Origin of the sequence: Thiocapsa sp. (genome assembly GCF_018399035.1) — a bacterium.
Lineage (GTDB): Bacteria > Pseudomonadota > Gammaproteobacteria > Chromatiales > Chromatiaceae > Thiocapsa.
On the sequence record NZ_CP073760.1, the window covers coordinates 1,630,375 to 1,645,113 of the forward strand.

General features: G+C 52.2%; 7 protein-coding genes. 6 read left to right on the forward strand and 1 reads right to left on the reverse strand.

Annotated elements, in window-relative coordinates:
- Window positions 1-423: 423 nt before the first annotated feature.
- Window positions 424-1,590 carry a fibronectin type III domain-containing protein gene (locus KFB96_RS07560; RefSeq protein ID WP_300971374.1) on the forward strand — a complete coding sequence of 389 codons (1,167 nt, stop codon included), beginning with the start codon at window positions 424-426 and terminating at the stop codon, window positions 1,588-1,590.
- A gap of 273 nt (window positions 1,591-1,863) precedes the next feature.
- Window positions 1,864-4,047 (forward strand): AAA family ATPase, encoded by a 2,184-nt coding sequence (locus KFB96_RS07565; RefSeq protein ID WP_213462652.1) that lies wholly within the window; start codon window positions 1,864-1,866, stop codon window positions 4,045-4,047.
- 400 nt (window positions 4,048-4,447) lie between these two features.
- Here KFB96_RS07565 and KFB96_RS07570 read toward each other — a convergent pair whose 3' ends face one another.
- Window positions 4,448-6,274: an ABC transporter ATP-binding protein gene (locus KFB96_RS07570; RefSeq protein WP_213462650.1), complete on the reverse strand. Its 1,827-nt coding sequence runs from the start codon at window positions 6,272-6,274 to the stop codon at window positions 4,448-4,450.
- 2,403 nt (window positions 6,275-8,677) lie between these two features.
- Here KFB96_RS07570 and KFB96_RS07575 point away from each other — a divergent pair.
- From KFB96_RS07575 to KFB96_RS07590, 4 genes are all read left to right on the forward strand, one after another.
- Entirely contained in the window at window positions 8,678-9,565 is an 888-nt protein-coding gene (locus tag KFB96_RS07575; protein ID WP_213462648.1) for a glycosyltransferase, read from the forward strand.
- A gap of 308 nt (window positions 9,566-9,873) precedes the next feature.
- The gene (locus tag KFB96_RS07580; RefSeq protein WP_213462646.1) at window positions 9,874-10,875 is read left to right on the forward strand and encodes a glycosyltransferase family A protein; all 1,002 of its coding nucleotides are present in this window, start codon (window positions 9,874-9,876) and stop codon (window positions 10,873-10,875) included.
- 634 nt (window positions 10,876-11,509) lie between these two features.
- Window positions 11,510-12,427 (forward strand): glycosyltransferase family A protein, encoded by a 918-nt coding sequence (locus tag KFB96_RS07585; RefSeq protein WP_213462644.1) that lies wholly within the window; start codon window positions 11,510-11,512, stop codon window positions 12,425-12,427.
- A gap of 119 nt (window positions 12,428-12,546) precedes the next feature.
- On the forward strand, window positions 12,547-13,770 hold the full coding sequence (locus KFB96_RS07590; RefSeq protein WP_213462641.1) for a glycosyltransferase family 4 protein: 1,224 nt from the start codon (window positions 12,547-12,549) through the stop codon (window positions 13,768-13,770).
- The last annotated feature ends 969 nt before the right edge of the window (window positions 13,771-14,739 follow it).

Genomic DNA, 14,739 nt, shown 5'->3' on the forward strand with positions numbered 1-14,739 from the left:
GATGCGGGCGTTCCGCTCACCGCGAGACTTTCACCTTGTCCGACGCCCCGACAGGGGTTCCGCGGACCTTCCGTCTAGGGTAAAATCACATCATCCAATATAATGCCGGCACTGTGAACACTCTCGCGGCATCGAAACACCCCACCAGGATTAAACCGCAACAAAGAAACACGAATGTAACGATGCGCGCCGCACATGGACAGGATCACTTTGCCCTGTATCGGTGCTTCGCACGATCGATTCACTGAACTCCGCCCGAAAGGTTTCCGGAAACGCAACGGCAACGCCTCACGTCGAGCAGCGGATACGCTTGCCCTGCAGACGGGAATCTCGGCTGCGTCTTCTTCTCTCTTCTCTCACGGTGAGCCTGTAACTTACCATTAAAACCGCGAAATGGAACCGCGAGATCCTTTGGAGAACGATATGCGTCTTGTACGACGAAGCCTTCCTATACAAAACCGAGAATCACAACACAATTTTCCATACCGGCGTTACCTCCTCGCCCTTCTCCTATGCCTTAGCGGTCATCAATCCGCCCTTGCATCATCGAGCGTGACCTTGCAGTGGAATCCCGCACTGAACGATTCGCGCATCGCCGGATATGAAATCCATGTCGGAACATCCAGCGGGACATACCGTTGGGTCTACGAGGCATCCGACAAAGGGGCGGCGACCCGCCAAGTATCGATTTCCGGTAAAGAACAAGGAAAAACCTATTACTTCGCGATTCGTGCAATCAATCACGACCGCTCTCTGATTAGTCCATTTTCAAAAGAAATAGGGCATACGATCGGCGACGCGACCCAAAACTCCATCCTCGAATCCGATGAGGTGTGGGTTGGCCCCTCTTGGCAGTGGGTCAGTTTCACACAGACCTTCACCGATCCCATCGTCGTCGCCTCGAGCAGCGAGTCTGGGAGTCACCCTTCGGTCATACGTATCGAAGGGGTCGAGCCCAGCGGATTTTGGATCAGGCTCGAGGCCTGGGACTACCTCAGTCGCGACGCGACCACGGAAACCGTCAACTACATCGCCATGGAGCGCGGACGTCACCGATTGCCAAACGGCTCCGAAGTCATGGCTGGAAGACTCCTCACAGACCCCAGAGAGAGTCACAATCAGGTCAGCTTCACCGAGATTTTTCGAGAAACACCCATCGTGGTGACAAACATCACGAGCAATAACGGCAATAGCGCGGTTACGACGATGATCACTAGCGTCGAACGCAATGGTTTTAGTGTAGGGATCACAGAGCAAGAATCCAATACACAGAAAAAGGTAGCCGAAACGATCGACTTCATCGCGTGGGAACCCTCAAAGGGCACCATCGATGGAACTCAGTATCTCGTGGCCCGAACACCCCAACCAGTCGACCACCGCCCCTTCGAGCTCGACTTCGGCAGCTCATTCGCGGATCCGCCCCTTGTGCTGGCGCATGCACAGACCATAAGGGGCAGCGATCCCTTCACCTTGCGCTGGAGTAACAAGACTTCGCGAAACATTTATTTACGTCTCGTCGAGGAGCAATCGCTTGACGCCGAACTTCTGCATCACGCGGAAGAGATCGGATACCTCTTGCTCGGTCGTTGAAGCCAGCTACCTCTGTGCTTGCTTAGCGGCCCGCTTAGCGGCAATCGCCTATCCGGCGAATGCCGCCAAGCCCAGAGACCTGCCGGCTCCCCTGCCCTCTGAGAGGCAACCGGAGATCGCCTGATACTGCCGAGCAGGCGCACTGAGGTCAATACCTTTGATAAACTTCCACTCGTTGCACACTTTGATAAACTGTCGCAATATAAGCAGTCCGACAAGGCCCCCGGCCGTGTCAGAAGTCCACCCCTGCCGGAATTATGTGGAGCTCTGAAGATGTACGAAGCCTTTTTTAATCTCCGCGAGAAGCCATTCTCACTTCTCCCGGATCCAGGCTTCTTGTTCATGAGCCAAAAACACCAAGAGGCTCTGACGCTACTCGAATATGGTTTGTTGAATCAAGCCGGCTTCATCGTCCTTACCGGCGAAATCGGATCCGGGAAGACCACGCTGATGCGTTATTTACTCGAGCGACTCGATAAAGACGTCATCGTCGGTCTTATCTCTCACACCCATAAGTCACTAGGTAACCTTAATCATTGGATTTGCTCGGCATTCGACATCCGCCCCACCGGAGACAGCAAACTCGACCTTCACAGTGCGATCATCGACTTCCTCATTGATCGCTATTCCAAAGGGAAGCGAGTTCTTCTTATCGTCGACGAGGCACAAAATCTGGGCGTTGAGAAGCTGGAAGAGCTTCGTCTTTTATCAAATATAAACGCCGAAAAAGATCTTATCTTACAGCTTATGCTCCTAGGGCAACCACAGCTGCGCGATCTATTGCAACATCCTGACCTGGAGCAATTCGTCCAGCGCGTATCCGCATCGTATCATCTTGGCCGACTCGACGCTGAAGAAACCGAGCACTACATCGAGCATCGTATATTCGTTGCCGGCGGAAAACGCCCAATCTTCACAAAAGATGCTTGCCGTGCCGTTCATCATTACAGCGGCGGGATTCCACGCATTATCAACCTGCTTTGCGATACCTCGCTGGTCTATGCGTACGGCGCCGGTGAGAAGCGGGTCACAGGCGCAGCGATCGATGATTTCGTTTCATCGCATGCACCACATTTACTGATACCGATCGCGGGTGACACACAGCGCCCTAAACGGCCGGAGGGATCGCGAGAAGACGACACACTCAACGAGGCCACTTGGGCCGACGGCACCCCCCTCGAGGAAGGGATCTCCGAACTTCGCGAGGTCGCAATCGAGCCAGGATCACAGGACCAGGCCGAAGCCCACGCGATGCCATTGCCGCCCGGATCGTGGCCTGCGGCGCCCTCGCCTGCCCCGACCGGACAGCCTTCTCGCCTTCCCGAAACTGACCTTGTTATTTCCAAGGTTCTGAAAAATGATGTAAAGGAGACGATTCCAGATCAGGACAATCCGTTTTTCGTACTGGCGCAGCCCCCACAGCCAACGATTGAGAAACGCCCAAACAGGGTTCCCCGCACCCTCGCAGCCATCTCGCTCCTACTCATCATGGGCCTCGCAACCCTCTGGTTTGGAGGAACGACCACCAGCGAGAACATTCGAACACGTATCCTGTCCTGGTTTATGCCGACGCAGCCCCCGTCGAACAATCCCGCCACGATTCCGGAGAACGCGGAGTCATCTCAAACCGAGATCCCGGCTTCATCGGCCTCGACCAACCCCCTCGTCGAGAGCACCGTTGAGCCCCCCCAAACAGAAGTTGAGCCCCCCCAGATAGAGCCGGCGCAGGGAACCGAGATGGCGTTCGGTGAAGACTCCGAATTAGGGACGGTCGCGGCCCCAGGATCAGAAGGAACCACTGTCGATTCACCGGCACTCATCCCGGGGACTTTGCGCGCACAGACAGACACAGCATCGACACCGACAGAGGCGGAAGTCGTCAACAGCGAGGAAATACCGGCAATCCCGGACCCCTTGGCAACAGAGGTCCAGGAATTAGCGCGGCCGGAACCCTCGACACGCGAACTAGGCGCGATGCGATCCGGATCACCTGAGAACGACGCGTCTCCGCCGGAGGTCTCCTCGCGCGACCAGCTGACGGAAGTGGAAACGACACTACGCAACCTATCCCTTGAGCTGGAATGGGAGGAGGACGACCGACTCGTTGCCAATCTCGGACAATCCGTACAATTCGATGATGGGAGTACAGAGCTCGATGCGCCCGCTGCCGAAAGAATAAGCGAGATCGCGAAGCTACTGAAGGACCACGAAAATATACGGATCCATGTTGTTGGCCATACAGACAGCTCAGGCCGCCAAAGCGTCAACCGATGGCTTTCTGATCGCCGCGCCGATGTCGTGGCGCGATTCCTTCTAGACCGAGGCATCTCCCCTGAACGCGTAACCCATGAGGGAAGAGGTCAAACCGAGCTCAAATTCAATACCGCTCAGGAGAACATCCAGGGTCCGTGGATCAATCGGCGCATCGAGCTTGAACTTCTTGCAAAGCCGCGCTGAGGGAACTCGCGACCCGGAATCTACTCCTTCCCGCCGGCGATTGTTCCGCGATAGATGTCAATTAGCCGACTATTGCGCTGCGCACTAATAAAGTACCTTTCGATCCGCGCCCTTCCCGCGCGTCCCATCACAGGCCACAGCTCCCGTTGTTCGATCAAATACGCCCGTCGATCCGCCATACCCAACACATTACGCTCCCGGACGAGAAAACTCGAAACGCCGTCTTATACCAACTCAGGTATACGACCGTAGCAAAATGCTGACCACTGGAACCGCATGCTATCGCCTCATTAAGCACATTCCGTCTACCCTCCTGAGCGTGATCCTTTCCCGATAAAAGTGTCAGACAGTTTAGGAAATATATTCACAAACACCGCGACTACAAAGACGGGTTTCCTTTTCAGGAGCTTGAGTTGGCCATGCCCCTAAAGAGTTCATTTCGCTCAAGGAGTTCGTCGAAAGTACCGTTGTCGACGATTCGCCCATTCTGCATCACACAAATGAAATCGCACTGCTTCACGGTTGTGAGTCGGTGCGCGATGATGAGGATCGTCTTGCTACCCGAGAAATCGTGAATAGCATCCATCACGAGACGTTCTGTAATACCGTCAAGGGCCGCCGTCGCTTCGTCCAGAATCAATACGTCTGTGCCGTGATATAACGCCCGGGCAATGCCGATGCGTTGCGCTTGCCCCCCGCTGAGCTGAACGCCACGCTCGCCTACCCTTGTGTTTGCTCCCTCCGGCAATGACAGAATAAGCTCATCGAGATGAGCCATGCGTATCGCAGCCTGGACGCGCTCTTCATCAATCTGTTCCGTCGGCAGACCGAAGGCGATATTCTCTCGGATGCTCGCGTTCGAAAGAAAAATCCTTTGCGGGACGAACCCTAGACTGTCTTGCCAGCCACGCTTGTTATTCTGTGTCAGTTCCTTTTCATCAATATAGATTCGGCCTGACTCAGGTTCAACCAAGGCTAAAAGCAAGTCGATAAGGGTTGATTTGCCCGCTCCCGAGGGACCAACGAGTCCGACCACCTTTCTCGCCGGGATTGTTAGATCCAGCCGATCCACAGCAAGATCTTGCTTACCGGGGTAGCGGAAGCAGACATTCTCGAAGCGGACTCCAACCTTGAGTGGAATCGGAGTTCCCCTACTACCGACTTTGCCTGAACTCCGGGCACCAAAACCAGGATCGGACAGACTCGCCAGTAGGTCACCCTCGATTGCGCGGAAAGCCGGCAAAGCGCCTTGTATCTTTGTCGTAAACAAATACATTTGCTGGAAAGCAGGCAGCAATTTGAATGCAGCAAACGCATAAACAGCCAAAAGCGGAAGTGCTGATCCGAGCTCACCATCCCGGGTGTACAAGACATACAGCACCAGTGATATCATCAGACCGAACGCCACGAGCTGAATCAAATACTTCGGTGTAACACCAAGCGTATCTTGTTGTACCTTGATATCCGCGACCACGAGGCTTAGTTTTCGATGAGAGCTAACGAAAGTTTCCTGACGGCCGAGCAGTATCACGTCCTTGATGCCACCAAATCCTTCAGCCATAATTTTCCACAAGGTCTTGTTGACCTCGCCGAGCCGCTTTCCTCCACCCTTGAGCCGGCCACGGACCGTTCTAAAAATAATCAAGTAAGTTAGGCCGAAAATCACGAACCCAAAGGCCGCGACTGCAGGATCAGTGACGATGAGTCCTGCGATCATCGTAAGGGAGAATACCGCCGAAGCGTTAGCACGGAGTAGCGGCGCGATCACGTTCTGGCTGACCCGCGACGCTTCACTTACGGCTCTGTTGAATAATACATTACTGGGGGTTACTGCATGGTATAGCCAAGGACGGTTCAGATAGTAGGAGAAAAGGCGATTGCTCAGATCGGCATGAAATCGATGAGAGTATCGTGCGGTTACATAATTTCCAAAAATAGACACCAGGGTTGAGAGGCTTAGAACTATAAGCACGCTCACCCCCAAATAGATCAGGAACTGATTCGACGACTGCGCTCCCGACCACTGATACAGCGTTGCCAAAATGCCCTGTTGATCGATGCGCGACGGGTCAGCGACGATCGCAATAAACGGAGCAATGGAAATAATTCCTATTATCTCCGAGAATGCCATCAAAATAGCCAAAAATTGAAACTTTACTAATTGCCAGCGCTGTGCCGGCGATAGAACATTTTTTAGATCACGCAGCAATCGGATAATCTTAAACATTCATTTAAATCCATTCTTTCAGAACCCAGCTTACTCATACAAAGTAAGCCGAGACATTAGGTTGCGCCGAGCTGCTAACTGAGAAGATCCGGCCATCAACGCAGAACCATTTGGCGCAGCAGCCGTGATGCCAAGCTCGCGACCACTCCGGACACGGGTGTTGCAGAAGCATGATGACCATGCAATTGTTATCGCTCCGCGCACGGTTCGCACTCACCACCAGAACGTCAATCTGTAAAGTAGTATAGTAATAGGCTGCGGATGTCCTCCAGCTCCCGGAGCTTCTTCACGCTCTATACGTCGAACCTTGGTGACGGCAGCGTAAGGATGGCCGGCTCCCCCCTCGGCATTCGTTACGTGCATGCCCATTGATAAGGGTTCCGAGCTCTATTCAGGCGGTTTGCGGAAAGGCCAACGCTTGGATATTCGGCCCGATCGCTTAACGACTACGCCGTTCAAGTGAATTTAGCCAGTGCCCGGCATCGTCAAGTGGACAAGCAACAAGTGAGGCTCTCGCCACACGCACCCTCACAGAGGCAATGTCGCCAATGTGGGTGCTGGGACGACGTTTCTCTGCCTCGGCACCCTCAAATCGATCGTTCGTATGCCGAGAAGTCCGGGCATCCTGTCATACACCTGTCACGTGAACCGTCTTCGACTAGGATCACTTGGCTCGTTTCGAGTTGCCTAAGTGCCTATTCGACCGATGAGATTTAAGAGTCGCTTAGCCTTGTAGGCGGGTCTGATGACCGGCAAGTTCATAGCGCTGTAGAACCGATCCGAGGAACTGGATGCCATGTTAAATCAGTCGTTAAACTCGTTGTACGAGGCACATCCACATCTGGCCCGACTTTGCGTTCAGACGCCGCAGATCTTACACCAGATTCGGCCTTCCGATCCACGAACACCTCGCAGCACTCCTTGCCGATCAAGACTCTGACGGGAAGGTGGCAGGTACGTGGTCGCTCGCAGGGCCACGAAAAATCCGAAGACATCGGTTAAGAATTGACCGTATCCGGCAGCGCTTCTAGTTGGTATCGAACCCTTAAATAATGGTCGTCTGCGACGGTGAGCTCGGGAGTCCATCCGCCTCGCATTGGCGACGGAGCTCGCCGCGGGAGGTGAGAGTCACACCCGCACAGGCGACTCCGAAGGCCTTGAACGCCTCGCATTCATTTGGAAAACCCAAATCGCATGTGGATTCAGAAGGCGCCCTGCCCGGGCTCGTGGAGCGCCGAAGGCCAAAACGCAGGATAACGCCGGACAACCCCGATCGTAGAGGTAAGCTTTTAGTCGCCTTCGCTTCAGGATCCCGACTTCCAATTTTTTGACCTACGCGAGACTGCTCTTGCAACCTGACCGCGGAGTGCACGAAAATCTGGAAAACATTCAACCGACCCCGCCCGCGGACCTAAAATAAGGGCAGAGAACACCTATGCTGAAGATACGGCAGTAGGAGTCGACGATGACACTCTACGACGGAATCGATCTCAAATAGTGTCGTTGCCTTGGCTCAAGATGACTACGCGGCGTAGCGCAAACGGTTGGCGGCCGACGAGGCGATCATGCTGGAATGCTTCGCACCGCATCCCAAGGGGATCACGGAATTCGTGTTGCACCCGCCGTAAAATTGTCACTGGCTCGCGGATGCGTTGCTGGACGCAGGCTATCCTGCACGTGTCCAAATGCGGCCAACGTCCCGGCGAACCGCCGGTGAGCCAGATAACGAGGGTCGGCGCACCGCCTCCAGATCTGATCGGCTGCCGCCGCATCGCCCACCAAGATCCGTCCGGCCTCAACGATTGTGCCCGAGACGCCTCTGCCATCGAGCCATTATAAGGTATGGACGGTGAAGCCGCGGCGCAAAGCCAGCGATCTGTGAAACCGCGGCCTGGCCGGGACCGGGCCGGTGCACCTCCTACGGACCAGCCCGGCCTTGCTCATGGGACCGACCAAGACCGCCGCAAATCTCGCGCGAAATTCCCGTAACCCACTGCTCCACTTGAAGAGGATTGCGGGCCCCTTCGAGCAGTGGGTAACCTTATGAATACGGCCGAGCAGCCCCACCGGGCATGCCTAAAAGGCTAACTAGCGCGGATCGGAGTCAATCCGCGACTTCCAACCAAGAGCGCGAACACGTTGGAGGTACCTACGTTGCACTTCCTGACCGACACGAGCGCGCGGTCCTCCGGGAAAATAGGCCATGCCATTGATTTGATTTTGCTAAATGCTGAACCCGGCTACGTGCACGAAGATCTGTTATCCTGCACCAGAAAGAAAATCGGGATCGCTCTTAGCAGAGAGGATAAATCCTGGGCTTATAGCACATCAAGAAGCAAACCATCCGCCTCCGTTGGTGCAGTTTTTGCATCCAGGGAATATCGTTTTTAATGAGGTTGCAAAATGATTGAAGTCATTTTAAAAAAGATTGGAAGAAAAATAAGATATCTATACAATAAATTGAAAACTTTCATTAATTACACATTAAAATACTGGAGATGGCGCTACCGCATAAAATATGGAAGATCGATTGATATATCAGATAACATGCATAAGGCCACTGTTATCATAAATAGTTATAATAGGGTAAAGAACATTCAACACATGGTTCAAGCTGCGTTGAAGTGTGATTTTGTTGAGAAAGTCATTATTTCGAATAACAACCCCCAGGTTCAGATTGAAAACTGGGTTAACGTTTCGGACGATAGACTACTACTCATTCAGCATAAATTCAGGAAGAGATGTCGGTATCGTTGGATAATAGCAGCAAAAACTCCTCGTCGATACTATATCGCCATTGATGACGATCTGTTCGTTTCCCCTGAACAATTAAAAAAATTATTTGAATCGCTTATCGACGACCCGAGTGTTCCTCATGGCATGTTCGGCTCTGTTTACATTTCCAATGATCCGAATAATGAAGAAATGTCATCCGCCTACTCATATTTTAATAGCAAGAATGTGACGGTCGATGTTTTACACCAGATATACGCGGTTACAGATGAACATGTTTCGAACTATTTCGACCTGTTAGCGAAAATCAGAGGAAATAATCGCGAGGTTAGCAAATTCTTAAGACGTATCGGTGACGATATCGTTATGAGCCATGCGGGCAGTGAACGTCCGAAAACACATGATTTTGGATTCGTTCTAGAGTGCGCTTCGCATAATCGTGCGGGATTGGCGACATTTCAAGATTTGGAGTTCTCTCAAAAGCGGATTAGGATATTTCGAGAAGTGAGAAGAACGGTACTTCAATACCGTTGGACGAATAAAAAAGAGCTAAGCTGAGTTTTCTTCTATGCCTATTCCGCGCATATCTATGTTTTCTACGACACCGAGCGCAATTACCGCTCCAAGACCGTACAGGAGTACCTAAAGGATTCGCCACTTAAGCTCGTGCTTCTTCCTCCGCGTGCTCCGAATCCGAATCGCATCCAGCAACGATGGAAGCGCTTCATGATTACGACGCTCTATAATCGCTATAATAGATCGTTCGGCGTCCGCCGAAGGGTTTGCGACGAGCCGTTCAAGAATCCGGACCTTTATCGTACTCAGATGCGTTCATTCTTGACCGTGAACTTTCCGATTGTCGGAGAGTGAAAGTGCTGAAAATCCCGCTGTCGCAGAGCATAAGGACAGGGGAAACTATCGTGACAACAGAAAATGATAGCTTGGATCATGAAACCCTGTTGGGAGATTCAATGAAGATATCTGTAATAATACCTGTTTACAACGCGGAAAAGTACGTAAAGCGTGCCGTTGAATCCGCTCTTCAACAAAAAGAATGCGGCGAAGTCATTCTCGTGGAAGATAGGTCACCGGACAATGCACTTGAAGTCTGTAGAGATTTGTGTGAGATGTCTAACAAGGTATTTCTTTATCAACATGAAAATAATCAGAACAAAGGCCCTGGCCCCAGCCGCAACTTAGGAGCGCTGAAAGCCACGAATGATTACATCGCTTTTCTCGACGCGGATGATATCTATTTGCCCGGGAGATTCAAGAAGTCATCGGAATTATTAATGAATAATTCCAAATTGGATGGGATTTATGAGCCAGTGGGAAGTTCTTTTGAAAACGAAGAGTCGAAGCGACGCTTCTTTGTAGCGCATTCCGATGAAGTCGCCATGGTAAAAAAGGAAGTGGAACCCGAGAATCTTTTTGAATGCTTAATCTCAGGACGATACGGATATATTCATCCTAATGGTTTGCTACTTAGAAGAAAGGCGTTTATCGATGTCGGCATGTTTCCTGAGTTAAGATTACATGAAGATACTATTCTGAACTTAAAATTAGCATTGTTATGTAGACTTGCTCCGGGTGAAACAAAGAAACCAGTTTCCATGCGTCTATTACATATGAATAATACGATAACTAAGCCGGGAATCGATTTTCTGCCCTCTCAGCATGTGGCGTTAGAGCATTTAATCCGATGGATGAAGGGAAAAAACATATCGAAATGCAGAGAAAAAATGATCGAGGCAAGATATTATAGACTGAAATATCAGCTGTTCAAGCAACGAGGTAAGATGTTTGCTGCTGTGCTTTACTACCTCTATTATCATGCTATTTTCAAGAAGCATACTATTTTAGATTAGCAGGCATATCACAAAATAGAACGGCAATAAGTAATATTTGCTGGATTTTGCTCTTATGACATCGTACAAGCGAAAAGTCTCCAAAGGAAAGCGAAATGCCGGCCTTATGCATCGTTACGGAAATACTTGATCGTAGGCTATCCATGGACACAGAAGCTGGCGCATCGAAACGGTGTTTCGTAGACTGGAGTCACATCTGGACCCTCGGGGAGCCCATCATACCGGGCCTTCCGCCCGGGTCGCCTGTGAGCATGCTGGCGCGAATAATGTTGCCCACCTTGGTTTGCTGTTGTCGACTGGCGTTCCTCCAGTGTCGGACGCAGCGGCGCGAGGATTGGATTTCCGCGGGTGCTCGTGCGCGTGAACTCGGTGCGTCAAACTGTCTCGCGATCCCGAGTATTCCTGCCGGCCCGGCTGTTCGAGAACGCCTGCAGTCTGCCACACTTCTAGATATCGCTGCCCGCGACCGCCCCCACGCCCGCGTGAGCCCAACACACGCCAGGCTGGGCCGTGGGCAGGCCGGCAAAGCGCCTTTATGTGACGCCCTTCAAACGACCTCATCGCTCCCGTTCGTTCCCATGATCCGAAATGAAGACCGGTCGAAAACACCTCATAGAGTCATAGAGAAGTATTGATGATGCCGACTGCAAAACACGAACGCGAGCTCGTCAGCGTCATAATACCGACTTTCAATCGAGCGCCCCTTATCGGTCGCGCGATCTCAAGCGTGCTTGCACAAAGCTACCCCGACATCGAAGTCCTCGTCGTCGATGATGGCTCTACAGACGACACGCCAAAGGTTATCCAAGCTTTCGTTGATCCGCGTCTCCGCTACCTTCGGCGCAACAGAAACCTAGGCGCATCTGCCAGCCGCAATGAAGGTGTCGCCGCCGCCAGCGGTGCGTTCGTCGCCTACCTAGACTCAGATGATACCTGGGTACCACACAAAGTCGAACGTCAACTCTCTGCGATACTCTGCCACGCCGACCCCTCCAAGGTCGTAACCTATTCGCAAATTGCCATCCGCCACAATAATCATGACCGCATTTTACCTCTTCGTGAAAAGCGGGCCGACGAGCCCATTGCCGATTATGTATTGAGTGACGGATGCGCCATATTCCCATCAACGGTTTTATTATCGACATCGTTGGCACAATCCACGCCCTTTAACCAAAAATATCGCATCAAGGAAGACTGGGATCATTTTATAAGACTCGAAAATGCCGGAGCCGAATGGCTTTTCATTAAAAGCCCTCTCACTATATACCAAGGCGACCGAAGTATCGCCCGGCTCTCCGGCACATCGACCCCGGAAGAGAATCTAACTTGGCTCAAAGATCACCAAGCCGATCTCTCACCCGCAACAACTCAAACATTCCTCCTGGGGCCCGTGTTACAGGCTATTATATCGACCGGTGAAAACAAAGCCAGGGGGGTGCGCATTGTGCTATCCGCAATGTCGGCCAAGGCCATTTCCGGAAAACGAGCATTTTCCTGTCTCATCGATATCGCTTTTCGGAGGTTCGCGAAACGGTTACTGCGACGCCAATGAACAGCGGAGGGGCCGTCCTAACCTATTTTCGGCACTGGCATTTCGTATTCAGGTATTTATCTGGAGAGTGAAACCCCTGCCACCACGAGTCATAGCTATCGCGCAGAGGATCCTTATCGATGAGTCCAGCCCTGAAACATGTCCTTATCCTCGTCGAAAACCTCCCGTCTCCATTCGACCGTCGCGTATGGCAAGAAGCCACAACCCTGGCCGGGAATGGCTATCTTGTATCGATTGTCTGTCCGAAGGGGAAAGGATACGATGAATCATTCGAAGACATCGACGGTATCCATATTTACCGCTACAAGCTACCTCTCGAGGCCGAGGGGCTCAACAGTTATTTGATCGAATACAGCTTCGCGCTCTGGCATACATTGCGACTCGCCTTACGTGCTCGTCGCAAGCGCGGCGTCGACGTGATTCATGCCTGCAACCCACCAGACCTCCTCTTTCTGATCGGCGGCCTCTTCAAACTTCTTTTCGGCACTAAGTTCGTTTTCGATCATCACGATATCAATCCCGAATTATACGAAGCCAAGTTCGGGAAACGCGATATCTTCTGGAAAGCCCTGATCTGGCTCGAGCGAATGACCTTCCGCACCGCGGATGTCTCGATTGCGACCAACGAATCCTACAGGTCGATCGCAATCGAACGCGGCAGGATGGATCCCGCTAAGGTTTTCGTGGTCCGCAGCGGGCCGCAGCTCGACCGACTCAAGATCGTGCCGCCCGTTTCGGAGTGGAAACACGGACGGAGCTTCCTAGTCGGTTACGTGGGCGTTATGGGCAGACAAGAGGGTATCGATTTACTTCTTCAAGCGGCTCACTACATCATCAAGGATCTCGGACGAAACGATGTACAGTTCTGCCTCGTGGGCGGAGGCACATCTTTGGTCGACATGAAGGCCCTATCGCACGATCTCGGACTTTCAGAATTTGTCACCTTCACTGGCCGTATACCCGATCAAGAGCTGCTCGAGATTCTGAACACGGCGGACGTCTGTGTGAATCCCGATGTCGCCAACAGCATGAACGACAAGTCCACAATGAACAAAATCATGGAGTACATGGCGCTTGGTAAGCCCATTGTCCAGTTCGATTTGGCCGAAGGCCGTTTCTCGGCCCAAGATTCATCGCTGTATGCGGAAAGAAACGACCCGAAGGACATGGCCAATAAGATTCTGGAGCTTCTTGACTCCCCCGAGACCCGGAGGCGCATGGGAGATTTCGGCAGAGAACGCATCGAGAATGAACTGGAATGGCGCTATGAAGCTCCGAAGTTGCTGGCTGCCTACCGAGCTATCCAGGACGATCCGCGGAAAATCCCGGGGGAGGCAATTTAACCAGGCATGATCGCCTCGGTTTTCGGCGTCATTCCGGTGTGCTCGAACGGCTGCATCGTGGACCTTGCTTTATATAATCTTCACCCGGATTCTGAATCGAAATCGACTCGTGATATTTCCGAATGTAGATGATGATTGGGGAAGGTGAAAAGTACAGCTCGCTGGAGTTTTCCGGCTCGGGATACAGCTTGTTGCGAGTCGCATGGCGTACCGACGGACGGACGAATGATAGCGTTTATTTACAGAACGGAACCCGCGTGATAGATTCGTTGGGCCTGAGTAAATTCGAGTATCGGTTCCACCCGGTAACCCCAAGACGCGCCACGAATGCCCGGCGATTTTTAGGTGTCGAATGTTCTGAACCAAGCCTCGGTGCGACCGCGGCACTTAGGGCAAGAAAGCGACCTGCGCAACGCCCTAACGATCGCAGGCATTCCTCTTTGAAGTGGGGCGGGTTCGTTGGGTAGAACCAAAGTCCGCGGAGTCCTGTACATGCCTAGCAGACGGCTCGGCGCCCGGCCCCGCCGTTTTTTGCGGAGAACTGGACGGGTTTCCCTAATTAAAGCCCAATCGCATTCTATGAGATTTAATTCCAGTAAAAGCCTAGCCGTTGGAGTTTCATGTGACTGATTGATGGACCAGTGATGCGAATGCCGTGAACCTGGTGAGTCAATAGCGTTACCTGGGCGACGTCTTCTTTTTTTTGCTGTGACGGCCTCGTGCTTTTATTTAAAGTGGGAAGAAAACACAACCGAGTCACTCCAGGTCCGCAGATCTTCTGCTTCGAAAACGGTTTCTTCTACGTTCAGGCGCGATGACTTTTTTCTCTCCATCGATCAGGCTTCATAGGAAGTGCGTGGTTTATTTGGTTTATATCGATAGAAATACAGATATGTTAGTAGGGAGTCGTGTTCGCTCTTGGATTGGCCTTTGTGGAGACTTGTTTTCAGCCGGCGGAGCGGCGTTGTT